Below are 26,235 nucleotides of genomic sequence, written 5' to 3' on the forward strand. Positions count from 1 at the left end.
CGCAAAATACGTTTGAATGCGGTGGGCCGACGAATGCCCACGCCGCCATTCACGCAGGCTAAAATCTCAGGGGGAAGGACATGACCGGCGACACCGCAGCCACCATCTCGAAAGCGCGCGAGCATTCGATCGGCGATCTCTTGCGCCGCTCGGCGGGCCGCGAGCCGAACAAGCTCGCGGTAAGGTGCGGCGGTGTGAGCTGGACCTTTGCCGAAATGGACGCGATCTGCAACCGGCTCGGCCGCGGCCTGCTCGGGCTCGGCGTCAGGATGGGTGACCGTGTTGCCGTGCTGTCGCGCAATTCGCACGCCTTCGCCGCGCTGCGCTTCGCGGTGGCGCGGATCGGCGCCGTGCTGGTGCCGATCAACTTCATGCTCAATCCGGACGAGATCAATTTCATCTTGAAGAGTTCCGGCGCGAAACTGCTCGCGACCGGACCGGACTTCCTCGAGCAGGCACGCGCGGCGAGCGCTAGGGATTGCGCGGTCGAGCAGATGATCTGGCTACCGGGCGAGGATGCTGCCACGGCGCCTGCGGGCCTCACCGCCTTCGACGATCTCCTCGACGCCGACGGCTCGTTCCTGGACGCATCGGTCGACAGCCGCGATCTCGCGCAGATCGTCTACACCAGCGGCACGGAGTCGCTGCCCAAGGGCGCGATGCTGACCCACGAGGCCGTGATGTGGCAGTATGTCAGCTGCATCATCGACGGCGGCATGAGCGCGGACGACAAGTTCCTGCACGCGCTGCCGCTCTATCATTGCGCCCAGCTCGACGTCTTCCTGGGCCCGCAGATCTATCTCGGCGCCTCGGGCGTCATCACCGGCAAGCCGACTGCCGACAACATCCTGGCGCTGATCGAGGCCCACAAGATCACGTCGTTCTTCGCGCCGCCCACGATCTGGATCGCGATGCTGCGCTCGCCGAATTTCGACAAGACCGATCTGTCGAGTTTGCAGAAGGGCTATTACGGCGCCTCCATCATGCCCGTGGAGGTGCTGCTCGAGCTCCAGCGCCGGCTGCCCAATGTCAAGTTCTGGAATTTCTACGGCCAGACCGAAATCGCGCCGCTCGCCACCGTGCTGCGGCCGGAGGACCAGCTGCGCAAGGCCGGATCGGCCGGCAAGCCCGTGCTCAATGTCGAGACGCGCGTGGTCAACACGGCGATGGAGGACGTCAAGGTCGGCGAAGTCGGCGAGATCGTGCATCGCTCGCCGCATCTGCTGTCCGGCTACTACAACGATCCCGTCAAGACCGCGGCGGCGTTCTCCGGCGGCTGGTTTCACTCGGGCGATCTCGCCACTGTCGACGACGAGGGTCACATCACCGTGGTCGATCGGGTCAAGGACATGATCAAGACCGGTGGCGAGAACGTCGCGAGCCGCGAGGTCGAGGAGATGGTCTACCGCATCCCCGCCGTCTCCGAGGTCGCCGTGGTCGGCCTGCCCGATCCGCGCTGGATCGAGGCGGTGACCGCGATCGTCGTGGTCAAGAGCGGGGAGATGCTGGACGAGGACGCCGTCATCAAGCACTGCGCCGGCCAGATGGCGCATTTCAAGGTGCCCAAGCGCGTCATCTTCGTCGATAGTCTGCCGAAGAATCCGAGTGGCAAGTTGCTGAAGCGCGAGCTGCGTCAGCGCTTCGTCGGCGGCGACACATTGGACAAGGCGATCCAGAAGAATTTTGGGACCTGAGACGGAGCGATCGTGCCGGAGCGATGCGCCTGATGCAGCACGGTGGCCATTCGGCAAGATCGTGGTCGAGTTCGCCTAGTTTGTCTCACCGGCCAGCTTCCTCACGTCGTCCGGCGTTTGTCCGAAGCGGCGGCGAAACGCGCGGTGGAAATAGGATACGTCGTGAAATCCCGCCAGATGCGCGATCTCGATGATCTTGCGCGTGCGCATGGCGGGATTTCGCAGCAACCGCTCGGCTCGCAGCAGCCGCTGCTCCAGCACGAAGCCGCTATAGGTGATGCCGGCGCGCTCGAACAGCAATTGGATGGTGCGCGGGCTGATCCGGTGCGCGGCGGCAAGATCGGACAGCGACAAGGCGGGGCTGTCCAGCTGCGCCAGGATGTCGGACTTCAGGGCTTCGAGACGCGCCGCGGCAAGGCCGCGCGTCCGCGCCTCCTCGGCGGCATCGCCGCGTGCTCCGATCATCAACACGGCGAGGTCGAACAAATGCTGCGAGACCGCATCGAGCTCCGTCGGGGCCAGCTTGTCCGCATGCGTATGTGCCAAGTCGTAGTACCGCAGGAACATCGATGTAATCGGCATGGCGCCAGGGATCGACTGGGCGATCAGGTCTTCGGCATTCGGGCAGGCGCGCAGCAGTGCCTTGCGAGGCAACAGTGCGGTTTGGAAGTTGCCGTACGCCGTCTGAGTGACTCGGGCGCCCCGGATCGACGGATCTCCGATCGTGAGGTCGCCGGCGGCGATGTTGAGCGCGCGCCTGCCCATGGTCCCGCTCAGAGCCGAATTCGGTGACGCGACGATCACCAACTCGTCGTTGGTGCCCATGGAGACGAAGCTCATCGGTGTACCGTAGGAGGCGGACAACCTCACGCGTGGAAGGATGGCGGGCGCGATGGTCCGCTGCACCGGGCCGTCCCCAACCGGGACGAAATCGGTCCCCATCACCTGCCGGCAGAACTGCTCGCGCCACCCCTCATAGGCCGGTCCCGTCGGATCGCCGCTGAATGAGAGCTGAGGCTGGATCATCGGTTGGAAAGCGCGGGTTTGACGGCAATTCGGCAGGTTGTATCGTTTAACCCGTACTCGGCAACGGTAAAAGCGCGGAATTGCGTGATACGCCATTCGCGACGGCGCGCTACGCCAGCGACCAGGTGCCGCAGCTCGGAAAGCCGCGCTGGCGAGCCTCAATATTTCTTCACCGCCGCCGCGAAGGCCAGCCACAGCGCGATCGACGCGAGCCCGAAGCCGCTGAGCAGCAGGAAGGTCGGTCCGTAGCCGATCCATTGCGCGATCCAGCCGCCAAGCGCGGGGCTTAAGCTTGCGCCGACGCCCTGCACGGTGATCACGGCGCCCTGGCCGAGATTGATGCGGCCGGTGCCGTTGAGCGCGCGCGCGACCATGCCGGGGACGGCGACCGTTTGCAGCCCGGTGCCGATGCCGTCGAGCACCTGCATCGGCACGACGCCCCACCATCCCGTGACGAAGAAGGCGAGCACGCCCCGGATCGGCAGGAACATGAAGGAGACCAGGATGATCGGCCAGTAGTTGCGCTTGCTCGCCGCCTTCATCGCGATCAGCGAGGTCACGACCATTACGCCCTGCGCGATCACGACGGTGTTCGCGACGAAGCTCGGGCCGTTGGCCTGTCCCTCCGCCACCGCCGCAAGTCCGTAGAGCGGAACGATGGCGGCGTTGCCGAGGTGAAACAGCGCCAGCGCGAGCGCCAGCACGAGTAGCGCCCGGTGCTTGAGCAGCATCGTGAACGCGTCCGGAGCGCTGTCCGGATCATCCTCCTTGCTGCCGCGTGCGGCACGGTCGTCGATCGCCTTGGCCGGAATCATCATGACGCAGGCGATCGCGATGGCGCCGAACACGGCGGCCAGCGCGAACACGGCGACATAGCCGAACTTGTAGCCGAGATAGCCGGAGAGCGCAGCGCCAACCATGTTGCCGGCGTGGTTGTAGGCCTGGTTGCGGCCGTTGAGCGCGTTGAAGCCCTTCTGCTTGGCGATGCCGAGCGTGATGCCGGTGACCGCGGGCACGATCGCGGCGCTCGCCAACGACTGCGCCACTTGCGAGAACGTCACCGCCCAGAAATTCTGGGAGATCAGGATAATCGCAGAGGCCGAGACCACGCAGATGCCGGGAATGACGACCCATAGCCGCTTGTTGCGGCTGGAATCGATGAAGCCGCCGATCGGCGTTGTGACCAGCATGCCCGCGACGTTGCCGATGGTCATCGCGGTGCCGATCAGCCCGGTCGCCCAGCCGCGTTCCTGGAGGAAGACGCCGACGAACGGCCCGATGCCCGACTGCATGTCGGCCATGAAGAAGTTGAGCGCGAACAAAGGCCAGATACGGGAGGAGGTGGGGGACCGCGATGCCATCGATACTCGAATATGCTCTTCGTGTGTCGTGATCCCCTTGGCCAATCGTTCTGGCGTGGACCTGAACGTAACGAGCGCTCACCGCGTTGGTTCCAGTCACTGCTGCCAGCCATCGATCTTGCCGGGTGCTTGTCCGCAATGTCATCCTGGATCTTCCCACGGAGCCCGAGTCATGCCTCTCTGGACCTGCGAAACCTGCGGCGCGCAATTTCCCTCGCGCGGAGCGCCGCCCGACTCCTGCCCGATTTGTGAGGACGAGCGACAGTTCGTGAACTGGAAAGGACAGACCTTTCTCGCGCGCGAGGAGCTCGCGCGGAGGCATCGACTGGTGGGCCGCGACGATCTTGGCCTCACCGGGATCGGGATGGAGCCGAGCTTTGCCATCGGGCAGCGCGCACTGCTGGTGCCTCAAGACGACGGCTGCGTGATGTGGGACTGCATTCCGCTTGCGACAGACGAGGCCATCCAATATGTCGCGGCACTCGGCGGGCTGAAGGCCATCGCGATCTCGCATCCGCACTACTACGGCGCGGTCGCGGACTGGAGCGATACGTTCGGCGGCGTGCCGGTCTACCTGCACGCCGATGACCGCGCCTTCGTCACACGGCCTCATCCGGCGATCGTGCACTGGACCGGCGAGCGCCATCGGATCACCGATGACGTGCTGCTGCTGCGCACCGGCGGCCATTTCGCCGGCGCCACCATGTTGCATTATGGGCGTGGTGCGGACGGCAAGGGCGCGTTGCTCACAGGGGACATCGCGCAGGTGACGATGGACCGCCGCTTTGTCAGCTTCATGTATTCCTATCCGAATTACATGCCGCTGGGCGCCGCCGCGGTGCGGCGGATCGCGGCCGCCGTCGAGCCGCTCGCCTTCGACCGGATCTACGGAGCCTGGTGGGGCCGCAACATCGCCAGCGGCGCCAAGGCCGCGTTCGCGGCGTCGGTCGCGCGCTATCTGTCGGCCATCGCCTGAGCCGGTGTGCGGACCGGATTTATCTTGCCGACCCAAAATAACTGTACTAATAGTACAATTATTTTGGTCTTGCCGCAAAACGACGCATCTGCGGGTCCGGCATGATCGATGCATCGCGGAAGCCGTGGGGTTTTGCGGCCTCCGTGAGCGGGAGCTGAATGCATGACGGGGCAGCGCGACTACGAGATCTTCGAGGCCGGCGACGTGCCGCTCCGGTCCGGGACCGTCCTTCCCGCCATGAAGCTCGCCTACAAGACCTACGGCACGCTGAGTCCGGCCCGGGACAACGTCATCCTCTATCCGACCTCGTTCGGTGCGCAGCACACCGATACGGAATGGCTGATCGGGCCCGACGGCGTGCTCGATCCCACGCGCTATTTCATCATCATCCCGAACCTGTTCGGCAACGGCCTGTCGTCCTCGCCCTCGAATACGCCCGCGCCATTTCCCGGGGTAACCTATCACGATGCCATCGCGGTCCAGCACCGGCTGCTTACCGAACGCTTCGGCATCTCCAGGCTTGCGCTGGTCTATGGCTGGTCGATGGGCGGTATGCAGGCCTATCACTGGGCGGCGCTGCACCCCGACGTGGTCGAGCGTGCGGCGGTCGTCTGCGGCAGCGCCCGCTGCGCGCCCTACAATTACGTCTTCCTGGAAAGCGTGAAGGCCGCGCTCACTGCCGATCCATCCTTCCGCGACGGCCGTTTCGCCGAAAGACCCGTCGCCGGCTATCGCGCCATGGGGCGCGTCTATGCCGGCTGGGCGATGTCGCACGGCTTCTACCGCGACGAGCTCTGGCGCGAGGCCGGCTTCAATTCGCTGGAGGATTATCTCGTCCGCGCCTGGGACGCGACGTTTGCGCGGCGCGACGCCAACGACCTCCTGGCGCAGATCGGGATCTGGCAGAATGGCGATGTCAGCCGCTGCCCGACATTCGCGGGCGATTTCGACCGGGCGCTGGCGGCGGTCAAGGCACACATGCTGCTGATGCCGGGCGCGACCGATCGCTATTTCGATGTCCGCGACAACGAGGACGAACTCGGCCGGCTCGTCAATGCGACATCAGCCGTGCTGCATCCGATCCCATCGCTGCATGGCCATCGCGCCGGCAACCCCGTCAACAATCCGCGCGACCAGGCCTTCATCAAGGCCGAGATCGCCGCGCTTCTCAGCAAGTAGGGCAGCAACCGATCATGAGCGACGCAACCGTTTCTGAGCCTGGCCATCGCCTGAAGCCGCTGACACCGGCCATGCTGCGCGAATTGTCGGTTCGCTCCAATGTCAGGGGTGCGGCGCAGAGCCTTGGCCATTACGGCGTGATCCTGCTGGTGGGCGCGTTGATCTGGAAGGTCTCGTCGACATGGGGCGTGCTCTGGGCGCTGCCGCTGATGGTGGTGCAGGGCTATGTCGTCGCCTTCCTGTTCATGGCGGTGCACGAGACCGCGCACAAGACCGCGTTCAGGAACCGTGGACTCAATCTCACGGTGGGCTATCTCTCGGCCTTCATCATCGGACTGCCTTACGAATATTACTGCCTGTTTCACTGGGACCATCACCGCTACACGCAGGATCCGGAAAGGGATCCCGAGCTGATCGTCGGGGTGAAGCCGGCATCCGACACGCATCTCGCGCTCGCCTATAGCGGCCTGCTCCAGGTCGCCGGCCGGCTGCGGCTGATGCTCGGCCATGCGCTCACCGGCACGGTCACCGTGCCCTGGATTCCCGAGAGCAAGCGCGCCGTCATCGTGACGGAGGCGCGGATCCATGTGGTCCTCTATGCGCTGCTGCTCGCGCTCTCACTCTGGTTTTCCTCGGCGCTGCTGCTCTGGGTCTGGATCGTGCCGCTGATCATCGGGCAGTTCTTCCTGCGGCCCTACCTCTATGCCGAGCATACCGGCTGTGACCACACCCGCAGCGCCTTCCACAACACCCGCACCACCTACACCGGCGCGGTCGTCAAATGGTTCGCGTGGAACATGCCCTACCATGTCGAGCACCACGCCTATCCCTCGATCCCCTTTCACGCGCTGCCGAAGCTGAACGAGATCGTCGACGGCGAGATCGTGCATCGCGGCCGCGGCTACATCAGGACGACGCGGGAGACCTGGGCCTGGTTTCGCCGGCAGCGGCAGGCCGGCTAGTCGCGCGCGCCTCTCCCGCACGCGTTTTGCCAGCTCCCGGTAGAAAGCTTCATTGCACGTTCATCACACGCGCTTGTCTCGCGGGTCATTTCGATACCGTCTCGCCGAGCGGTCGCGAGTGGTTCGAAATTTTATATTGAAATCAATGATTTGGGCCGGCCGCAAGACATGGCTAACAGGTGCTTCCCGATAGGGAAAGTTTTAGCCGTGTTGTATTCACGACCAAGCGAGGCCCGCCGCTCTAGCGTGCAAGCGGTCAAGGGAGATTGACGATGAGCGCGACGAGAGGCCGTCTTCTTGTGGTCGACGACGATCTGGTGCAGCGGGTTTTGATCAGCAAGATCGGCTCGAAGCTCGGGTACGATTCCGTCGTTGTTCCATCGTACGAGGCTGCAACCGAGCTTCTGGCGCGCGAAACCTTCGATATCATGGCGCTGGACCTGTCGCTCGGCGAGCGGGATGGGGTGGAGCTGTTGCGTTTCGTCGCAGAACGAGACCTCCGCGCGATGTCGATCGTGATCATCAGCGGCTGCGATGATCGCATCATGAAGGCGACGCGCCGGGTTGCCGTCGGGTTGAAGCTGCCGTTCGCTGGATGTCTGACCAAACCGCTCGATCTTAACCGCCTGCGCCGCGCGCTCGAACTGCCGCAGCGCTCGCCGCTGGTCGCGAAGACGGCCTCGCCGCCGCCCCGGATCACGCCGGACAGAATTGCGCGTGGTCTCGCCAATCGCGAGTTCTTCGTTGAGTTTCAGCCGAAGGTCGCGCTGCGGACCGGGAGAGTTGTCGGCGCCGAGGCCCTCGCACGCTGGCGCACCGCCGAGTTCGGCATGGTCTCGCCCATGGTCTTCATTCCGATCGCCGAGCAGGCCGGCCTCATGCGCGAGGTGACCGATTGCATCCTTTCATCGGCGCTGTCGCAGGGCCGAAAGATGATCGAGCGCAATCCCGGTTTCACCATCGCCGTCAACATCTCGGGCTCGCTGATGTCGGACTTGACCCTGCCCGACCGGATCGAGGAGATCCTGCGCCGCGAGAACGTGCCCCCGTCGTCGCTGACGGTGGAAATCACCGAAACCACGGCAATGGCCGACGTCGACCGCGCCAACGACATTCTGGTGCGTCTGCGGCTCAAGAACATCGGCACGGCAATCGACGACTTCGGCACCGGTTATTCATCGCTCGCAGTCCTGGCGCGGCTTCCGTTCAGCGAACTGAAGATCGATCAGTCCTTCATCAAGGGCTGCGAATCCGACGACGACATGATGAAGATCGTCGATGCGTCCGTTGCGCTTGCCAAGGCGTTCAACATGAAGGTCGTGGCCGAGGGTGTCGAGAACTCGGAAGCGCTCGAAATCATCCGCCGGGTCGGCTGCGACGTTGCGCAGGGCTTCTACTTTGCACCTTCGCTGCGGCGTTCGCGCGCCGAACGATGGATATCCGAACGCAATTCTCTTGCCGACGAGCAAGCCGCGTCGGCAACGCCGGCGGCTCTTGCGAGTTGAGACGACGAACCCCGGTCGCGGAGCGACCGGGGTTGCGCCAGCCGATCGATGTGCTCAGTAGATCCCGTAAGCGCAGACATTCACGACGCGCACGCGCAGGCCATGACGGGTGCGGACGAGGCGCTCCTGGTAGCAGTTGCTGACGCCCGTGTTGAGGTAGATACCGCCAACGCCCCAGCCGGGACCCCAGTGGTGATGACCGTGATGGTGATGGAAGCCGCCCGCCGAGGCCGCGGTGGGCGCGAGGGCGGCAACACCGAGCGAGCCGGCAGCGATCAGACCGAGAGCAAGCTTACGAAACATCTTCATTCTCCATTTGGCGCAGGGGCCATTGTTGTGTCCCTGCATCTCGGTCGAGATGAGATGCGATCGCGTTCACACGGGATGCGGAGAATCGTGTTTCAGGATTGTTTCGTGGGCTGCGGCAAAGTGTGCCGCCGTCAGGCTTTTCGCACCGCGCGATAGCGCACGGCCATCGCCTGCGTCATCTCCGCCATCTTCTCGCGGAGATCGGCAGGCTCCAGCACTTCGGCCTCGGGGCCGAGCCGCAGCAATTCCGCCGCGGCGTGCCACGACGTCTTGCCGACCGGGACTCGCGCAATGCGCCAGCCATCGGCATCTACGGTCTCTTCAAGCTGCGTGCGTGCCTTGACATAGGGCTGGCTCAGCGCGTCGAGCAATTTGACGCCAAACGGCGACAGCCGCACCATCGCGACATTGGGATGCATCTCGGCTTCCAGGCGCAGCGTCGCGGCCTGCCAATAGGCGGCGAGATCGAAGCCGGCGGGCCTGTCGAAGCGGTCGTCGAGCGCCGTGCAATCCAGCACGCGCGCGACGCGATAGGTGCGCACGCTGCCGTCGACCTGGCCGGCGAGATACCAGCTGCCGCCCTTCAGCACGAGGCCGAGCGGCGCGACGCGGCGTTGCTTCTCCGCGCGCCAGCTCTGGTAGCGGATCCTGATCTGCGTCCCGCGCAGCACGGCGCGGGCGATGGCGCGCAGGCGCTTTGGGTCTTCCGCCTCGCCGAACCAGCCCGGTGCGTCCAGATGAAAACGCTCCTGCATCCGGCCGGCGTCTTCGCGCAGAGTCTCGGGCAGGGCAGCCATCAGCTTGTTCTGCGCGGCGATCATCGCGGCGTCGAGCCCGAGCGCGGCCGCCGGGCCGGGCAATCCCGCCAGGAACAGCGCGCCCGCCTCGCTCTGCGACAGGCCGTTCAGCCGCACGCGATAGCCGTCGAGCAGGCGATAGCCGCCTTCGGCGCCGCGGTCGGCGTAAACGGGAACGCCGGACGTCGCGAGCGCATCGATGTCGCGATAGATCGTGCGCACCGAGACTTCGCAGGCCTCCGCGAGCGCAGGCGCGGTGACCCGTCCCCTGGCCTGGAGGGTGGTGAGGATCGACAGCATCCGGCTCGCGCGCATGATCCCTTAAACCATACCTGACAGAAGATGTCAGGTATGGTCGGCTACAAGCAGTCCCGCGCCAGCCGGCCAGAGGGAGACTGCCATGACCGATCCGAACCGCATCACGCTGTATTATTCGCCACAGACGCGCGCCACCGGCACGCGGGTGCTGCTGGAGGAGCTGGGCGCTCCTTACGATCTCCACGTTCTCAACATGAAGGCCGGCGAGCAGCGCATGCCCGCCTATCTCGCCATCAATCCGCTCGGCAAGGTGCCGGCGATCCGCCATGGCGAAGCGCTGGTGACGGAGCAGGTCGCCATCACCATCTACCTCGCCGACCTGTTTCCGCAGGCCGGCCTCACGCCCGCCCTGAACGATCCGCTGCGCGGCCCCTATCTGCGCTGGATCGCATATTACGGATCGTCGTTTGAGCCGGCCCTGATCGACAAGTTCATGCAGCGCGAGCCGGCGCCGATCACGCAATCGCCCTATGCCGATTACGACGCCATGCTGGGTGCGCTCGAGGCCCAGCTGTCGAAGGGCCCATATCTGCTCGGCGAGCGCATGACGGCCGCCGACGTGTTGTGGGGCGTCGCCTTCAGCTGGACCATGATGTTCGGCATCGTACCGAAGAAGGACGTGTTCGTTCGCTATGCCGAACGCATGACGGCGCGGCCGGCGTTCCATCGCATCAATGCGGCGGATGCGGAGATGGCGGCGCAGCATGCGGCTGCGGCTGGAGGGTAAGGGCGCGCCTCACATTCGGTATCGTCCCGGGGCGCGCGAAGCGCGAACCCGGGACCCATATGTGGACGGCCTCCGTGGCACAAGAGCTTTGTGAAGGTTTTGATCGGATCGCTTGCATCCATATGTCCGGCCTGTTGGTTCGGCGTGTTAGACCGCTGGCCAAGATGGTTTCCGCGACACGAGCTCCAATCAACCACGCGACCTTGATCGGCCAATGGGTCCCACGGATTTGCTCGCATCTTCGGTCGATCGATCGCACCATCTCCTCTGCTCTTGCAGCTCCGGTTCGGCCGGTGGGTGAACCCGCCGGTCGGCCGAATCTCTCAACTATGCGGCGGCTGGCGCTTGGTCGGCTCGGGCATTCAGCCGCGCGCTGTCATATTCCTGTGCCGTCGTCATCAGCTTCCAGGCGATGCGGGCCATCTTGTTGGCGAGTGCCACTGCGGCAAGCTTCGGTGTCTTGCGCTTCAAGAGCTCGACGAGCCAATGTGGACCGGAATCTTTCGCCATCGCTTGCTTGACCACCGAGGTCGCCCCGACCACCAGCAGTTGACGCAATCTCTCATCGCCAGCGCGGGTGATCTTGCCGAGCCTGGTCTTTCCCGCAGTGGAATGGTCCTTGGGGGTCAAGCCGAGCCAGGCCGCGAACAGTCTTCCTGAGCGGAAGGCATGCGGATCTGGCGCCTTCATGACCAGTGCCGCAGCGGTGACCGGACCGACCCCCGGGATTTGTGCCAATCGCCGGCTCATGGCATCGGCACGGTGCCAGGCCACAAGCTTGGCCTCGACCGCCTTCAGCTCGACTTGCACCTGGTCATATTGGCGGGCAAGCATTGCAAACAGCTCGCGAGCCAGCGCTGGAACACGATCGTCCTGTTTGATCGTCGCCAGGAACGCGGCAAGCTTGTCCAGCCCCTTGGCTGCTATCAAACCGAACTCCGCCGCATGACCGCGGATCGTATTGGAGAGCTGGGTGCGACGCGCGACCAATTGCTCGCGTACGCCAAGCAGCATCAGCGCCGCCTGCTGCTCGGCCGTCTTCACCGGAACGTAGCGCATCCGCGGCCGGCTCGCCGCCTCACACAGTCCTTCCGCGTCGCGCCCGTCGTTCTTGTTGCGCGGCACGTAAGGCTTGACCAGCTGCGGCGCGATCAGCTTGACCGTGTGCACTAGCTTGCCAAGCTCCCGCGCCAGGTAGTGCGCCGCCCCGCAAGCCTCGATCACAATCACCGTCGCCGGCAGCTTGGTAAAAACTCCAGCATCGCCTTGCGGCTCAGCCGCTTGCGCAACACCACTTGCTCCGAAGCGTCAACGCCATGGAGTTGAAAAATTTGCTTCGACGTATCCATCCCAATGCGGATAATCTGGCTCATGGACGGCTCCTGTGAATGGGTCTTTGACAACCTCATTCTGGCACAACTGATGCCGTAGGGGCCGTCCACACCATCAACCACCGGATTTGATTTGGCGAAGACTCGGAGTTACCAGCTTTGCGTCACAACCACTCCCTGTGGTTGCGGGTCCCGGCGCGCGCTTGACGCGCGCTTGTCCGGGACGACGAATGTGCCTTGGCTGCATCGTCAAAACCGTGGTGCCCGCTTCTCCGCAAACGCCTTGATGCCTTCCTTAATCTCGTCGCCGCGCATGCTGTCGCGGTGGCGCTGGTCGGCGGCGGCTTCATCGAACTCGCCGCGGGCGAACTCGTTGATGGCGCGCTTCATGCCGCGCATCGCCTGCGGGGCGTTGCCGGCGAGGACACCAGCGAGCCTGTCGACTTCCTCGTCCAGGAATTCCACCGGCACCATCGCGGTGAGATAGCCGATGCGCAGCATCTCCGGCGCGCTGATCTTCTGCGCGGTCAGGAACAGCTTCTTGGCATTGTCCACGCCGAGACGCGTCACGTAGCGTTTGATGCCGCTCGGGTAATAATGCAGCCCAAGCCGCGCCGCCGGCATGAACATTTCCGCGGTATCGACGCCGATCCGGAAATCGCAGGCGAGCGCTAGGTCGGTCGCGCCGCCATAGACGCCGCCGTTGAGCCGGCAGATGGTCGGTACGCCCAAATCCTCCAGCCGGTTGACGATCACCTCGAAGGCCGAGCCCGCGCTCTGCTGCTCGCTCGCGCTGACCGCGCGCTCCGCCACCGAGTTGAGATCGTAGCCCGCGGAGAAGGCACGCCCGGTGCCGGTCAGCACCAGCACGCGAATATCGGGATCGGCCTCGACCCGGTCGAACAGTCTCGTCAACTCGCCGAGATCCTCCGCCTGGAGCCGGTTGAGATGTTTCGGTCGATTGAGGCGGATGGTGGCGCGTGCGCCGGTGATCTCGATCAGGGGGCCGGTGGCTGCCTCGGCGGTGTCCGACATTCTTGTCTCCATTGTCGGCGCCAAAGTGCCCGCCCCGGCGGAGGCCGTCAACGACGGGCGCGGGCAGTTTCATTGGCGCGGCTGCACCGAGCGCGCTCATCCGTGCCGCCGTCGCTCGTGGAGTGCCTACTTGAAATTTGGCGGCTCGTCGTAGCCGCGGCGGCTGCTGAAGAACAGCAGCACCATGAGCCCGACGCCGACGATGACGGAAAACCCCGCGCCCAGCGCCAGCGCCACATAGCCTTCCGTCGGGATCGGCTCGCCTTCGACCGCCATTGCGGAATAGGCGAAGTAGCCGGCCGCCGCCAGCATGGCCAGCAGAAGGGTGATAAGGAGTGCACGCATGCCGCATTCTCCGGTTGCAGCCGGAAAGCCAACAATTGCGAATGGGCGGAGTTCCAGGCGGCCGGCTGACGTGCGGCGTGGCGGTGGGCGGCCCAAACCGGCGGATCAGGCGCTCTGGGCGGTCTTCACCACCACGACATTGCTGTCGTCCAGCTGGGCCGGGCCAACATCGCCCACCGTCTTGTCGGCTTCGCCGGCATGACGTTTGAGATAGTCGCGGCGCATGCCGATCTCGTCGCGGACGAATTCGTAGCCGAGCTTGAAGGTGTCGAGCCCGTCGGTACTGATCGTGCCGTCTCTGAGGCCGACAACGGCGCCGCGCAAGATGGCCTCCAGCTCGTCCTGGAGACATTCGAGCTGGTCCAGCGAGTGGGCATGCTCGATCCGCTCGCCGATGTCGAGGATGGCGGTGGAGAGCTCGCTGGCCTTCTCCGGCGCGATCCTCGTGATCTTGGCGTAGATCGCCGCGAAGATCGAACCGATGATGCTGAGCGCGGCCACGCCCACATACATCAGGTCGCTGTACTTATCGATGAACGACTTGGTGTCGTCGTTGATGTAATCGGCGGCGCCCCGGTGCGCGATCACGAACGCATCCTTCTCGACGGACGCGGGTTCTATCCTGGTGGCGAAGCCGTTGTCGAGGCCGAGCGCGGACTTGTTCTCGTAGATGGTACGCGCGAGCTCGCCTGCCGTCGTCGGGGACATTCTGGATTGTGCGACCAGGAGCCATTCGAGCCCGATCGTGTCGAGATCGTCGTCGGGAATTTGCGGCGATGTCGACAACGTGCCTGCCGTCAGTGTCTCGCCGGAGATGCCCGGGAATTTGCGGGCCAGCATCTTCGCTTCGTCGATCGCGTTCAGCGTGAAGCCGCCGCGTCTGGCGACTTGCTCATAGGATTTGTCCCTGACGGCCCTGGAGGCGTGGACGATGGCGACCACCGCGCCAAAGCCGTTCGGCGGGCCAAACAGCCTGTCGAGCGTTGCGCCCTGCGGCGCCATCTGGACCCTCGCAGCCTCAGGGCCGTCCGGGGCCTCGAGGATGCTGCGGACGAAGGCGAGCGAGGCTTCGTTCTCGGCGACGACCGCGACTTTCTTCTTCCTGAGCTCGGAGAGGGACTTGATCTTCTTGTTGCCGGGCCTGAGCAGCAGCACGAGATCATGCTCGAGGATCGCGAGCGTGCGCGCGCGCAGCGGCACCTTGGAGTCGCTGCGCAGGACGGCGAGGTCAGCCTGCTTGCGGTCGAATTGGGCGAGCGCTTGGCGTTATCCGCGTTGTTGACGATCTCGATCCGGACGCGGGAGGCGTTGTCCTTCACCACAGTGGCGAGCTTGGCCGCGAACAGCGCCTCATCACTGTCGGGAGCGCCGACGGCGAAGGTCAGCGTCTCCGAATTGTGCAGCAAGGCGCGACCGCCCCAGACGGTGGCGAACGACAGCAGCAGGGTCAGCACGACGTAGAGGAAAACCTGCTGCTGGTTTGTCTTGATTACCTTGGGGCGCCGGGGCGGCGGTTCGGTCGGCGATGAGGTGGGGCCTTCAGTACTCATGGCAGCACCTGGCCTTAATCTCGGATGGCGGTCGGCTCGCGGCGGGCGCCCTGCAGTTCGTAAATGCCTGAAAAAAGAAAGATTTTCTCTGTCGCCGATGATAGCGCGACGGTAACAGAACGCAAATTTCGAGCCGGAGGCAACCGGACGCGACACGTCCGCGGCGATTGGTCATCCTATCACCAGTTAGCCACACTTGGCGATTTTCCGGTTCCCCCGGCTGCATTCCGCCGCGGGAAATGTCATAAATCGCGCGTCCCGGCGATTTGACCGGCCCAAGAAGAAGTTGCGCTGAACGCTCCAATTCTTCTCGTCACGTCATGAGGCGTCAGCTTGTCGTTTCCACCCATGTCATCGGCGATTCCGGTTGAAGCGCTCATTGGCTGGATGTTGCTGCTCACCTTCAAGCACATCATCGCCGATTTCGTTCTCCAGACCGCCTGGATGGCGCACGGCAAGGACCAGAAGCATGGCTGGGCCCTGCCGCTTCTGGTGCACTGCCTGATCCACCTTGCTGTTGCGCTGCCGCTGATCCTGATCGTGGCGCCGAGATTCTGGTTCGTGGCGCTGATCGACTTCGCGATCCACATCACGATCGACCGCGCCAAGGGGTTCGTCTCCGCCAATTTCGGCGTCGACCTTGCGCATCCCTGGTTCTGGACCCTGATCGGCGTCGACCAGGCGCTGCACCATCTTACCGGCTTCGGCCTCTCCATCTTCATGGCGGCGAACTGAGGGCGGCCGTCCTGCCGCCTTTGGCTGGAAGCAATCGCTTGCATCACGAAAGGTCGTCATGCCCGGAGAGCTGGCCCCGGTTGTTTGGACAGCGCCCCGCTGGATTTAAGTGGATTCCTGCCGGGTTATGCTGAACGCGGGGCTTTACGGTTTTGTCGTTGCGTCGGGAGGGCGTAGCCCGACCAGAGCGACGACAAAACCGTCGGCGACGGTCATGCGGCCATCACCATAGCTTGCGTGCCGAAGTAAGCCTCGTCGGGCGTGCGCCCGTCAAGGCTCGAGTGAGGGCGTCCCTGATTGTAGAAGGCCAGATACTTGGCAATTGACGCTCGCGCCTCGGACACGCTGTCGTAGGCGCGGAGATATACTTCTTCGTATTTGACCGTGCGCCAGAGCCGCTCGACAAACACGTTGTCGCGCCAGGCGCCCTTGCCGTCCATGCTGATGGCGATCTTCGCGTCCAGCAGCACATCGGTGAACTCGAGGCTGGTGAACTGGCTGCCCTGATCCGTGTTGAAAATCTCGGGCCTGCCGTGCTTCGCCAACGCCTCCTGGACCGCTTCGACGCAGAAGGCCGCCTCCATTGTGATCGAGACGCGATGGGCCAGGACCCGTCGGCTGAACACATCGACGACCGCCGCGAGATAGACGAAGCCACGCCGCATCGGAATGTAGGTGATGTCCATTGCCCACGCATGGTCGGGCCGCTCGATCTTCAATCCGCGCAACAGGTACGGGTAGATCTTGTGACCCGGAGCCGGCTTGCTCGTGTTCGGGCGACGATAGACCGCCTCGATCCCCATGCGCTTCATCAGCGTCGCGATGTGGCGGCGACCGGCGTATACGCCCTCCCGCCGCAGCAACGATCGCAGCATACGCGCTCCCGCGAAGGGATAATCGAGATGCAGCTCATCGAGCCGACGCATCAAGGCAAGGTCCTCGGCCGAAACTGGCCGAGGTTCATAGTAGACCGTGCTGCGAGCCAGCTTCAGGACCTTCGCCTGGCGCACGATAGAAAGATCATGATCGCGGTCGATCATCGCTTTGCGCTCAGCAGGCCCGCCTTGGTGAGCGCGCCGGACAAAAAATCGTTTTCCAACGCCAGCTCGCCGATCTTGGCATGTAACGCCTTCAAATCGACCGGCGTCTCGGCCGATGTCTTGTCATGCCCAAACACGCCGGCGGCGCCTTCCAGGAGCTGGTTTTTCCAGATCGTGATCTGGTTCGGATGAACATCAAACAGTTGCGCCAGCTCCGCCAGTGTCTTGTCGCCTTTGACCGCAGCCAAAGCAACCTTCGCCTTGAATGCCGGAGAATGCGTCCGGCGGCTCTTCTTCGTCATCTTCGCTCCTGATTCGCAGCAAGAATCCTCGCCGCTGTCAGGCAGAAAATCCACTCAAGCTACTGTCCGAATTTGCGGGGCCAGCTCTCGGGCTTGTCCCGGGCATCCACGTTCTTCGCGGCTCTCCGTGGATGGCCGGGACAAGCCCGGCCATGACGCCGGAAAGGGCATTTGCGCCCCGCGCGTCCGATTCGCGGCCAGGGGGCAAGCACCCCGGGTGACTACCGGGCAGCGTGGTTAACCTTTCGTTAGAGAATTGCGCTGCATCTTCCTGACACGAGGGAGAACTGCAATGTTTTCAAGCCGCGACACCTTTGAAAGCGATTTCTGCCCGGTCCGCGACGAGCTCCTTGGCGAAATGTATCGCGCCAGCGAGAGTGGGCTGCCGAGGCTGGTTGAGAGTGTTGCCCCGGACGCGCGCGCCAGGCTGGCGCTGTTCTGCTACCGCCGCAGCCATTTGCACTCGCTGGCGGTCGCGATCGCAGCAAGCTGCAGCGAGCGCGACCTGGTCGAGAACGGCGGCCGCGTCGGCTCGACGCTCTACGCGCTGTCGCGCGAAGGCGCGGTGAAATCCTCGCCGTCGCTGTCGGGCGGGCGCAAGCCGATCACGCTGTCGACCAAGCCGCTCTCGGTGCTCGCACCGCTCGATGACGAGCTCGACGACGAAATCGGCGAAGCCGTTCCCGCCTAAAGCGAGATGCGATTAGGATGAATCGTCATCGCGCTTTAGGCTATTGTTTGAGCATGATCTTTTCGGAAAACCGCTGCACACTTTTCCGGATCATGCTCTAAGCGGCCTCGATAACGGGCAACCCGAACTTCCGGCGTGCCATCGCGCATTCGGCGTCGCCCGGCATGCAGGTGCGGCACACCTCCGGCCGCACTTCATAGATGCCGCAGGCCGTCATCTTTCCGATCTCTCCCTGCAGGGCCGAGCAGCGATCACCCTCGCAGCGCATGCCGGACTGGCGCGCATTGACCAGCCCTTCGGGAATCGCGGCAAGCTCCTCGTCGCTCTCGATCGAGAAGCGCGGCCAGTTTTGCGAATAGCCGCAGCAGGCGCCGCAACCCTGGCAACAGCTCGACAGGTCGATCTCTTCCATCGTCTTCACGTATCCTTTGGCGGACCCCAGACCAGGCTCTGCCGCCATCTTGCGCGCAGCACGTCGCGCCGCTCCGGATATTTCTCGTCGAGATAGGTCGCCTCGACCACGCGGTCGGTCCGGAAGCTGCGGAAGTCGCCGCGCAGCTCGCACCAGGCCGCCAGCAGCCGCACCGCTTCGAGATAGCCGACCGAGATCGGCCAGATCACGCGCTCGCTGGGACGCCCCTGCTCGTCGCGGTAGCGTAGCATGATCTTCCTGCCTTCGTGGATCTGGGTGCGGGTGCGCGCCATGTCCAGGCGGTCCGGTTCCCTGTTCCAGCTCGGCCGCGCCCGGCTCGCCGGCTCCAGCACGAAGGGCCGCAGGCGCTCAGGCACGGTGTCGGCGATCTTGGCCATCAAGTCTTCGGCCGCGCGCGCCAGCGTGGAGTCGGCGTGACCCGCGACCCATTGCGCGCCCAGCACCGCCGCCTCGATCTCGTCGGGTGTCAGCATGAGCGGCGGGAGGTCGAAGCCTTTCTCCAGAATGTAACCCATGCCGGCTTCGCCGCGGATCGGCACGCGTTGGCCGATCAGCGTCGCGATATCGCGATAGATCGTGCGCTTCGAGGTCTCGAGCTCGGCCGCGATCGCGTCCGCCGTCAGCGGCTTCCGCGTGCGCCTCAGCACCTGGATGATTTGAAACAGCCGGTCGGCGCGTCTCATGACAGGTCCCTTGTCGCTGCTTTTTTCCCGGTGGTCTTTTCAGAAGGCGGCGCGCGGCTGCTGACAGGATGTTGGCAGCAGGGGAGTTCTATACCGGGACAACACATCGACTGAAGAGGATTTGTCCATGATCATTCCAACCCATTTCGGCCCGGCCGGCCCGTTGTGGCGGAGCCAGCCTTTCCAGCTCCAGGCGTGGCAGGCCTGGGCATTCCGCCGCCTCGTTTCGCTTGATGTCACGGTCGTCGACCTCCGCTTTGCGCTCGCGACCGCCGTGACGCGTTCGCTGCTCCATGCCGCGGATGCGCTGGTCCGCCACGTGATGGGCCGCGCCTGGCGAGGGGCCCGCTTCGCAGAAGATATCACGGCTGCTGCCACCATGGTGGCAGCAGCCGGTCGCTAGGTTCCGTCAACTCGTTCGACAGGTTCAGGAGAGCCCGCATGATCACGCTTTACGGCTTTGGCGCCGGCTTCGGCCTGCCGGAAATCAGCCCCTTCGTCACCAAGACGGAGGTGCAGCTGAAGATGGCGGGGCTGCCTTACCGGAAGGAGCGGGCGATGCCGCCCGCGTCCCCCAAGGGGCAGCTGCCATTCATCGACGACGGCGGCGAGGCGGTGGCCGATTCCACCTTCATCCGCGCCCATATCGAGCGCCGCTACGGCTTCGATTTCGATGCCGGGCTCTCGTTGCAGGAACGCGCGCAGGCCTGGCGTTCGAGCGCATGATCGAGCATCACGTCTACTGGGCGCTGGTCGGCGCACGCTGGGTCGATCCGGTCAATTTCGCCAAGGGGCCCGCGCATTTCTTCGACGGCGCGCCGGAGCACAATCGCGAGAAGCTGCGCGAGGATGCGCAATTCCGCGTCGCCGAGAACTATCTGCTCTCCGGCCTCGGCCGCCATGCGCCGGACGACGACGTCGATCTCGCGGTGCGCTCGCTGTTCGCGCTGTCGGTGCAGCTCGGCGACAAGGCGTACCTGATGGGCAGCAAGCCCTGCGGCGTCGATGCTACCGCTTTCGGCATGCTCGCCGGCGTTCTTTCGCCATTCTTCGAATCGGCTTGCGCGAGCGCGCCGAGGGATTTCCGAACCTCACCGCCTATGTCGACCGCATGATGGACAATTACTATCCGGAGTTCGCCTGGACCCCGCTGCGGCAGGCGGCGTAGGAACGCGGTGTATCCGCTTCGTCATGCCCGGGCTTGTCCCGGGCATCCACGTTCTTCGCGCCGCGTGGCAAGGCGTGGATGGCCGGGACAAGCCCGGCCATGACGGCCTCAGTGGCGATGCCATTCTAGAAGCGCAAAACAAAAGAGCCGGCCCATTGGGCCGGCTCTCGTCGTCTCTCAACTCTCGCTGAGCCTACTTCACCAGCATGTACTTGCCGTCCTTCACCGTGAGCAGGATGCGCGAGCGCTCGTCGAGGCCGTAGCGGTCCTTTTCGGTGAAGTTGTAGACGCCCTGGCTCGCCGCCAGCTCCTTCTCCGTCAGCAGTGCCTGGCGAATGGCTTCGCGGAATTCCGGCGTGCCGGGTTTTGCGGTTTTCAGCGCCGTCGGGATCACGCGCTTGAGGATTTCGAACGCGTCATAGGAATGGCCGGCGAACTGGCTGCGGCTGTTCGGACCGTACTTGGCTTCATAGGCCGAGTTCAGCGCGAGGCCCGGCTTCTTGGTCAGCGCGGTGTCCGGCTGGTCCTCGGGGTCCATCACAGGGCCCGAGGCCATCAGCACGCCCTCGGCCGCCTTGCCGGCGATGCGGATGAAGTCCATGCTGGCAGCACCGTGGGTCTGGTAGATCAGGCCCTTGTAGCCGCGTTCGCGCAGCTCGGTCTGCGGCAGCGCGGCCGCGGTGCCGGAGGCGCCGACCAGGATCGCGTCCGGATTGGCGGCGACCAGCTTCAGCACCTGTCCGGTCACCGAGGTGTCCGGACGGGCAAAGCGCTCCTCGTCGACGATGGTCATGCCCATCGGCACGGCCTGGGCCTTGAGGTCGTTGAACCAGAGGTCGCCGTAGGAATCGGAATAGCCGATATAGCCGAGCGTCTTCACGCCCTTGGCCTTCATGTGATCGTACAGCACCTTGCCCACGATCGGAATCGGCTGCGGCATCGCGACCGACCACTTCATGCGCTCGGGCGTGATCGGGAACGGCGCAAGACCGAAATGCGGGATGCCGGCTTCGTTGGCGACGTTGGACACCGCGATGGTCGGCGGCGTCAGCGCCGAGCCCATGATGATGTCGGCCTTGGATTCGGTCACGAAGCGGCGGGCGTTGGTGGTCGCGGTGGTGGGATCGCCGCCGTCGTCGAGCACGATCACCTTCAACGGCACGCCGCCGATCTCCTTCGGCACGAATTCCAGCGCATTGCGCTCAGGAATGCCGAGGGCCGCTCCCGGGCCGGTCGTGGTGGTGGTGATGCCGATGGTGATTTCGCTGGTCTGGGACAGCGCAGGCAATGCCGGCAGCGCCAGCGCGGCCGCGGTGATGGCGGCGGTCAGGTAAAAGCGTTTCATCTATTCCTCCCTTGACGTGTTTCTTTGAAAGCAGAAATCGGGGGGTAATTCAGCCCCCTCTTTTGGTGATGCGGCGATTTAGCTCCAGACTTAACTCCCCGTGAATTTCGCTACCATTTCCGCCGGGAATGGTGCGGATTTCAGCTTGTCGGGGTTAACGGGGTCGCGGCCGACAAGGACGCGGGTCTCGAACCCCTCGATCGCCAGCGCCTCGCCCTTGTAGACGTTGTGCTTCACCTCGAAGCTCGAGCGCTTGATGCTCTCGATCCTGGTTTCGATGGTGATCCAGTCGCCATAGGTCGAGGGGATGTAGAACTTGGCCCGCGTGTCGACCATGGGAATACCCACCAGGCCATATTTCCGGACCAGGTCCTGCTTGGAGAAGCCAGCGACCTCGAACAGGGTCGAGGTCGAATCGTCGAACATCGCGAAATAGCGCGGGTAATAGACGATGTTGGCGGGGTCGCAGTCGCCCCACTGGATCTGGACCTCGCGCCGGTTCACGAACATGCGCGGCGCCTTACTTCGGCGCCATGCGCAGCGAGCCGTCGAGACGCACCACTTCGCCGTTCAGGTAGGCGTTCTCGACCATGTGCAGCGCGAGCGCGGCGAACTCGTCGGCATTGCCGAGCCGGCGCGGGAACGGGATCGCTGCGGCGAGCGAGTCCTGGGCTTCCTGCGGCAGGTTGGCGAGCAGCGGCGTGAGGAACAGCCCGGGCGCAATGGTCAGCACACGGACGCCGAACTGCGCGAGCTCGCGCGCGATCGGCAGCGTCATGCCGACGATGCCGCCCTTGGACGCCGAATAGGCCGACTGGCCGATCTGGCCGTCATAGGCGGCGACCGAGGCGGTGTTGATGATGACGCCGCGCTCGCCGGTCGCCTGTGGCTCGAGCTTGGACATCTCGGTCGCGGCAAGGCGCAGCATGTTGAAGGTGCCGATCAGGTTGACCTTGATCACCTTGTCGAAATCGGCCAGCGCCATCGGGCCGTCGCGGCCGACCACGCGCTTGGCAACGCCGATGCCGGCGCAATTGACCAGCACGCGGGCCGGGCCGTGGGCCTTCGTCGCCTGCGCGATCGCGGCTTCAGCGGAGGCGGCATCGGAGACGTCGCAGGTCACGGCGACGCCCTTGATCTCGGCGGCGACGGTCTCCGCGAGCTTGGCATTGAGATCGAACACCGCGACCTTGGCGCCCTGCGCCGCCAGTTTTCGCGCAGTGGCAGCGCCAAGCCCCGATGCACCGCCGGTCACGATGGCTGCCTGATCCTTCAACAACATGGCGTTCTCCTTTGGCGATGATTTCTCAAGCGACCGATATCACACGGTTCGACGGATTGGCAGCGTAGAGCTCCTCGATCAGCTCGCCGCGATGCTCCAGCACCGCGCGCTGGTTGATCGAGCCCTTGTCGGTGACCTCGCCCTTGTCGATCGACAGCGGCGTGTCCATCAGGATCGCGCGCGTGATCCGTGTCGAGGAGCCCGTGGCCTGGCTGAGGAAACGGGTCAGGCGCTCGCGGAAGGCTTCGCGCACCAGCCGGTCGCGCGTCGCGACGACGAGATCGTCGGTCGGCAGCGTCGGGTTGATCAGCCGGCAACCGTCGAGATCGAGCACGACCAGCGCGGAGATCTCGTCGCGGTTGATGCCGGCGATGACGACGTCGCGCACCAGCGGCGCACAGGCCGCAACGAAGCGCGCCCGCAGCGGGCCGACGCTGACCCAGGTGCCGCTGGCGAGCTTGAAGTCTTCGCCGATGCGCCCGTCGAAATCGAAGCCGGCGTTGAGATCATCAGGATCGGCCGGCTTGAGCGCATCGCCGAGCTTGTAGAAGCCTTCCTCGTCGAACGATTTCGCCGTGATGTCGGGCTGGCGCCAGTAGCCGGGCATCACGTTCGGCCCCTTGCAGCGGACCTCCAGCTTGCCGTTGTTCGGCACCAGCTTGGCATCGTTGCCCGAGACCGGCAGGCCGACATGGCCGGAGCGGCTGGTGCGCGGATTGACCGACATGAAGAACGGCGCAGTCTCGGTCGCGCCGAGGCCCGTCAGCATCGGCACGCGGTAGCCCTTTTCCTTCACCGCGAGTTCGTCGAGGCTGTCCCAGACGAAGGGCGACAGCGCCGCGCCGGAGAAGAACATCGCGTGCAGCCGGTCGAAAAACTTTGCGCGCAGGCCCTGGTCGTCGCGCAAATACGGCAGCAGCGATTCGTAGCCCTTGGGCACGTTGAAATAGACCGTGGGCGAAATCTCCTGGAGATTGCGCACGGTCTCCTCGATGCCGCCGGGCATCGGCTTGCCGGCGTCCAGATACATCGAGCCGCCGTTGTAGAGCGTCAGGCCGATATTGTGGTTGCCGCCGAAGGTGTGGTTCCAAGGCAGCCAGTCGATGATGACGGGCGGCTCGTCCTTGAGGAAGGCGAGCGTCTCGCGCAGCATCACCTGGTTGGCGCAGATCATGCGCTGGGTGTTGATGACGGCCTTGGGATTGCCGGTCGAGCCCGAGGTCAGCAGGAATTTTGCGATCGTGTCGGGGCCGATCCTGCCGTGGACGTCGTCGAGATCGCCGCGGAGCGGCGTCGCCATGAGATCGGCGAGCAGGGTGACGTCGCGGCCCGGCACGTGGCCATAGGACGCGGCGATCTCGGTGCCGAGCGAGACATTGGCGGTGAGTGCGTCGGCGAACCTGTCGGCATCCTCGGCGAAGACGAGGCCGGGCGTCAGCAGCTTCATCAGATAGGACAGCTTGCCGTAATCCTTCGACACCAGCGAATAGGCCGGCGACACCGGGCAGAACGGAACGCCCGCATAGAACGCGCCGAATGCGAGCAGGGCGTGGTCGATCGAGTTGCCCGAGAGAATGACGACCGGGCGCTCTGCGGACAATCCGCGCGCAATCAGGCTTGAGGCGATGTGCCGGCTCGCGGTCAGCAGCTCGGCATAGGTGATCTTGCGCCAGAAGCGGCCGCCTTCGCGCTCGGCCATGAAGACGCGGTCCGGCGTCGTCGTCGCCCAATGATGCAGGCGCTCGGTGATGCGGACGGGATAGTCGCCGAGCGGCTGCTTCGGCCTGAGGTAAATCGTGCCGTCATCGCGGCGCTCGACGTTGACGGCGGGATCGCCGAACGAGATCGGCCGCAGCGGGAAATTGCTCGCGCCGCGCTCCGTGCTGGAAGAGGACGGCTGCGCGCTCATGACTTCGGCTTTACCTTCGCGGTCTTGTGTTCGAGGAACTCGCGGATCCGGCGCTTGGCCTCCTTGTCGCTCTGCGCGACGGTCGCCATCAGCGATTCCATCAACAGACCCGTCTGCGGATTGGCCTCCGCGATCATCGGCAGCGCCTGGAGCACGGCAAAATTGGTCAGCGGCGCGTTGGAGGCGATCTTGGTCGCAAGCTCCAGCGCCTTGCCGAGCCCGTTGCCGGCCTCCGTCAGATATTGCGCGAAGCCGTAGGACGCGCCCTCGGTCGCGCTATAGACGCGTCCGGTCAGCATCATGTCCATCATCCGGGCGACGCCGATCAGCCGCGGCAGCCGCACCGAGCCGCCGCCGCCGACGAAGATGCCGCGTTGCCCCTCCGGCAGCGCGAAATAGGTCGAGGGCTCGGCGACGCGGATATGCGCGGCGCAGGCAAGCTCCAGCCCGCCGCCGATCACGGCACCCCGGAGCGCGGCGATGACGGGCACGCGGCTGTACTGGATGCGGGCGAACACCCGGTGCCACATCTGGGAATGGAGCAGGCCGCCGGTCGCATCGTGCTCGGTCAGTTCGGAGAGGTCGAGACCTGAGGAAAAATGGTCGCCGATGCCGTGGATCACGACCGCGCCGATGTCCTCGGGCAGGGATGCAAAACACTCGCCGATTTCCAGGATGATGCCGTCATTGAGCGCATTGCGCTTGGCCGGCCGGTTCAGACCCACGGTCAGAACCCGGTCCGCCCGCTCGATCTTCAACAGCCCGGAGGCGCCCGCGCTGGCGGTCTCGGCGTTTCCCTGTGTCATTTGCGTCCTTATCAGAATAGTTATGTTGTATAACGAATTTGGAAGGAGTCAAGGAGGAGCGGCGCGGGGGAAATGCGGATGATCGGTCAGAGGGGGTCTCCAAATTCGATGTCGTCCCTGCGAAAGCAGGGACCCATAACCCCCGGGATTGGCGGAGATAGGTCGTTCGGTACTTCGACCGCCGGCAATCGATGGATTCCGCGGTATGGGTTCCGGCTTTCGCCGGGACGACGAGCGGAGTGCGCCGAAACGGGGGTGTCTCTCACACAACCTGGTGCACGTCGATCACGACGCGGTCCGCATGGCGCGCGGCCGAGCCGACGAAGATGTGCTCCATCAGCCAGCGATACTTCTCGTGCCCGGTCTCGAACTTCGGCACGGTGCGGAAATAGATCAGCTTGGGATCGACCGGCTCGCCGCGCTTGAGCTTTTGCAGGAGCTCGACCGGCCCGAAGCGCATGCCCTTGTTCTCGACATAGACGATTGCGCCGTCGTCGGTCTCGAAGGCGTATTTCGCCTCGAGCTCGATCAACTCGTTGGGACGGATGATCTGGAAGTCGGCGCCGAACGGCAGCACATTCCCCGTGATCGCGCCTTTCACCTCGCCGCCGATGATCGGGATGATCCGGCGGACGCCGATGCCGGTCTCGCCGGCGGTGACGACGTCGCCGATGCGCGCGGTGATGGTGAAGACGTACTTTGTTTCCAGCGTGGGTGTGGTCATCG

The 26,235-nt window shown here is 64.5% G+C and carries 24 protein-coding genes and 3 pseudogenes; 10 read left to right on the forward strand and 17 right to left on the reverse strand.

Annotation, left to right across the window (positions count from 1 at the left end; genetic code table 11):
* The first annotated feature begins 80 nt into the window (after window positions 1-80).
* On the forward strand, window positions 81-1,694 hold the full coding sequence (locus tag ABIF91_RS20570) for an acyl-CoA synthetase (RefSeq protein WP_028179946.1): 1,614 nt from the start codon (window positions 81-83) through the stop codon (window positions 1,692-1,694).
* A gap of 75 nt (window positions 1,695-1,769) precedes the next feature.
* On the opposite strand, the gene ABIF91_RS20575 is transcribed toward ABIF91_RS20570, so the two are convergent.
* Window positions 1,770-2,720: a helix-turn-helix transcriptional regulator gene (locus tag ABIF91_RS20575; RefSeq protein ID WP_028179945.1), complete on the reverse strand. Its 951-nt coding sequence runs from the start codon at window positions 2,718-2,720 to the stop codon at window positions 1,770-1,772.
* A 158-nt stretch (window positions 2,721-2,878) separates the two neighbouring features.
* Entirely contained in the window at window positions 2,879-4,081 is a 1,203-nt protein-coding gene (locus ABIF91_RS20580) for an MFS transporter (protein ID WP_424579337.1), read from the reverse strand.
* A gap of 172 nt (window positions 4,082-4,253) precedes the next feature.
* On the opposite strand from ABIF91_RS20580, the gene ABIF91_RS20585 reads away from it, so the two are divergent.
* The 4 genes from ABIF91_RS20585 to ABIF91_RS20600 all read left to right on the forward strand — a co-directional run bounded on the left by ABIF91_RS20585 (window position 4,254) and on the right by ABIF91_RS20600 (window position 8,703).
* Entirely contained in the window at window positions 4,254-5,057 is an 804-nt protein-coding gene (locus ABIF91_RS20585; RefSeq protein WP_028179943.1) for an MBL fold metallo-hydrolase, read from the forward strand.
* Between the two features lie 162 nt (window positions 5,058-5,219).
* Window positions 5,220-6,236, forward strand: a complete 1,017-nt coding sequence (locus tag ABIF91_RS20590) for an alpha/beta fold hydrolase (protein WP_028179942.1) — start codon at window positions 5,220-5,222, stop codon at window positions 6,234-6,236.
* Window positions 6,237-6,250: 14 nt separating this feature from the next.
* Window positions 6,251-7,198, forward strand: a complete 948-nt coding sequence (locus tag ABIF91_RS20595) for a fatty acid desaturase (RefSeq protein ID WP_028179941.1) — start codon at window positions 6,251-6,253, stop codon at window positions 7,196-7,198.
* A 299-nt stretch (window positions 7,199-7,497) separates the two neighbouring features.
* Window positions 7,498-8,703: an EAL domain-containing protein gene (locus tag ABIF91_RS20600; protein ID WP_424579338.1), complete on the forward strand. Its 1,206-nt coding sequence runs from the start codon at window positions 7,498-7,500 to the stop codon at window positions 8,701-8,703.
* 54 nt (window positions 8,704-8,757) lie between these two features.
* Here ABIF91_RS20600 and ABIF91_RS20605 read toward each other — a convergent pair whose 3' ends face one another.
* Window positions 8,758-9,006 carry a hypothetical protein gene (locus tag ABIF91_RS20605; RefSeq protein WP_028179940.1) on the reverse strand — a complete coding sequence of 83 codons (249 nt, stop codon included), beginning with the start codon at window positions 9,004-9,006 and terminating at the stop codon, window positions 8,758-8,760.
* 137 nt (window positions 9,007-9,143) lie between these two features.
* Entirely contained in the window at window positions 9,144-10,124 is a 981-nt protein-coding gene (locus ABIF91_RS20610) for a helix-turn-helix transcriptional regulator (RefSeq protein ID WP_284282903.1), read from the reverse strand.
* 85 nt (window positions 10,125-10,209) lie between these two features.
* Between ABIF91_RS20610 and ABIF91_RS20615 the strand changes: the two genes are divergently transcribed.
* A complete protein-coding gene (locus ABIF91_RS20615; protein WP_028179939.1) occupies window positions 10,210-10,854 on the forward strand; it encodes a glutathione S-transferase family protein in 645 nt (214 codons plus the stop codon).
* A 327-nt stretch (window positions 10,855-11,181) separates the two neighbouring features.
* Here the strand turns inward: ABIF91_RS20615 and ABIF91_RS20620 are convergent.
* The 4 genes and pseudogenes from ABIF91_RS20620 to ABIF91_RS20635 form a co-directional block, all read right to left on the reverse strand.
* Window positions 11,182-12,227 (reverse strand): annotated as a pseudogene (locus ABIF91_RS20620) (IS110 family transposase).
* A 207-nt stretch (window positions 12,228-12,434) separates the two neighbouring features.
* A complete protein-coding gene (locus ABIF91_RS20625) occupies window positions 12,435-13,220 on the reverse strand; it encodes an enoyl-CoA hydratase/isomerase family protein (RefSeq protein ID WP_028182242.1) in 786 nt (261 codons plus the stop codon).
* A gap of 126 nt (window positions 13,221-13,346) precedes the next feature.
* Window positions 13,347-13,565, reverse strand: coding sequence for a hypothetical protein (locus ABIF91_RS20630; protein WP_028182243.1), 219 nt, complete (start codon window positions 13,563-13,565; stop codon window positions 13,347-13,349).
* Between the two features lie 105 nt (window positions 13,566-13,670).
* A pseudogene (locus tag ABIF91_RS20635) lies at window positions 13,671-15,115 on the reverse strand (TAXI family TRAP transporter solute-binding subunit).
* Window positions 15,116-15,502: 387 nt separating this feature from the next.
* Between ABIF91_RS20635 and ABIF91_RS20640 the strand changes: the two are divergent.
* Complete coding sequence (locus ABIF91_RS20640) at window positions 15,503-15,850, forward strand: DUF3307 domain-containing protein (RefSeq protein ID WP_050995144.1); 348 nt, start codon at window positions 15,503-15,505, stop codon at window positions 15,848-15,850.
* Window positions 15,851-16,062: 212 nt separating this feature from the next.
* On the opposite strand, the gene ABIF91_RS20645 is transcribed toward ABIF91_RS20640, so the two are convergent.
* Window positions 16,063-17,192, reverse strand: a protein-coding gene (locus tag ABIF91_RS20645; protein ID WP_129557670.1) for an IS3-like element ISRj2 family transposase whose coding sequence is annotated in 2 segments (ribosomal slippage) — window positions 16,063-16,940 and window positions 16,940-17,192 — 1,131 coding nt in all. Because the reading frame shifts where the segments join, the coding sequence is not laid out codon by codon here.
* A 292-nt stretch (window positions 17,193-17,484) separates the two neighbouring features.
* Between ABIF91_RS20645 and ABIF91_RS20650 the strand changes: the two genes are divergently transcribed.
* Window positions 17,485-17,883, forward strand: a complete 399-nt coding sequence (locus ABIF91_RS20650; RefSeq protein WP_028180693.1) for a hypothetical protein — start codon at window positions 17,485-17,487, stop codon at window positions 17,881-17,883.
* 97 nt (window positions 17,884-17,980) lie between these two features.
* Here the strand turns inward: ABIF91_RS20650 and ABIF91_RS20655 are convergent, their stop codons facing one another.
* Together ABIF91_RS20655 and ABIF91_RS20660 are read right to left on the reverse strand one after the other, a co-directional pair.
* Complete coding sequence (locus ABIF91_RS20655; protein ID WP_028180694.1) at window positions 17,981-18,295, reverse strand: YkgJ family cysteine cluster protein; 315 nt, start codon at window positions 18,293-18,295, stop codon at window positions 17,981-17,983.
* Between the two features lie 5 nt (window positions 18,296-18,300).
* Window positions 18,301-18,999: a helix-turn-helix transcriptional regulator gene (locus ABIF91_RS20660; RefSeq protein WP_028180695.1), complete on the reverse strand. Its 699-nt coding sequence runs from the start codon at window positions 18,997-18,999 to the stop codon at window positions 18,301-18,303.
* A gap of 127 nt (window positions 19,000-19,126) precedes the next feature.
* Here ABIF91_RS20660 and ABIF91_RS20665 point away from each other — a divergent pair, with 127 nt between their 5' ends.
* Both ABIF91_RS20665 and ABIF91_RS20670 read left to right on the forward strand, forming a co-directional pair.
* The gene (locus tag ABIF91_RS20665; RefSeq protein WP_028180696.1) at window positions 19,127-19,402 is read left to right on the forward strand and encodes a hypothetical protein; all 276 of its coding nucleotides are present in this window, start codon (window positions 19,127-19,129) and stop codon (window positions 19,400-19,402) included.
* Between the two features lie 38 nt (window positions 19,403-19,440).
* A pseudogene (locus ABIF91_RS20670) lies at window positions 19,441-20,167 on the forward strand (glutathione S-transferase family protein).
* Window positions 20,168-20,360: 193 nt separating this feature from the next.
* Here ABIF91_RS20670 and ABIF91_RS20675 read toward each other — a convergent pair.
* From ABIF91_RS20675 to ABIF91_RS20700, 6 genes are all read right to left on the reverse strand, one after another.
* A complete protein-coding gene (locus ABIF91_RS20675) occupies window positions 20,361-21,512 on the reverse strand; it encodes an ABC transporter substrate-binding protein (RefSeq protein WP_028180697.1) in 1,152 nt (383 codons plus the stop codon).
* Window positions 21,513-21,602: 90 nt separating this feature from the next.
* Window positions 21,603-22,022, reverse strand: a complete 420-nt coding sequence (locus ABIF91_RS20680) for an acyl-CoA thioesterase (RefSeq protein WP_024340606.1) — start codon at window positions 22,020-22,022, stop codon at window positions 21,603-21,605.
* A 10-nt stretch (window positions 22,023-22,032) separates the two neighbouring features.
* Window positions 22,033-22,794 carry an SDR family NAD(P)-dependent oxidoreductase gene (locus tag ABIF91_RS20685; RefSeq protein WP_028180698.1) on the reverse strand — a complete coding sequence of 254 codons (762 nt, stop codon included), beginning with the start codon at window positions 22,792-22,794 and terminating at the stop codon, window positions 22,033-22,035.
* Window positions 22,795-22,819: 25 nt separating this feature from the next.
* Entirely contained in the window at window positions 22,820-24,703 is a 1,884-nt protein-coding gene (locus tag ABIF91_RS20690) for a feruloyl-CoA synthase (RefSeq protein WP_028180699.1), read from the reverse strand.
* The gene (locus tag ABIF91_RS20695; protein WP_028180700.1) at window positions 24,700-25,509 is read right to left on the reverse strand and encodes a crotonase/enoyl-CoA hydratase family protein; all 810 of its coding nucleotides are present in this window, start codon (window positions 25,507-25,509) and stop codon (window positions 24,700-24,702) included. Before ABIF91_RS20695 ends, ABIF91_RS20690 begins: the two co-directional genes overlap by 4 nt.
* A gap of 262 nt (window positions 25,510-25,771) precedes the next feature.
* Window positions 25,772-26,233 (reverse strand): DUF3237 domain-containing protein, encoded by a 462-nt coding sequence (locus ABIF91_RS20700; RefSeq protein ID WP_028180701.1) that lies wholly within the window; start codon window positions 26,231-26,233, stop codon window positions 25,772-25,774.
* Window positions 26,234-26,235: the final 2 nt, after the last annotated feature.

Origin of the sequence: Bradyrhizobium sp. USDA 241 (assembly GCF_049739505.1) — a bacterium.
Taxonomy (GTDB): Bacteria; Pseudomonadota; Alphaproteobacteria; order Rhizobiales; family Xanthobacteraceae; genus Bradyrhizobium; species Bradyrhizobium liaoningense.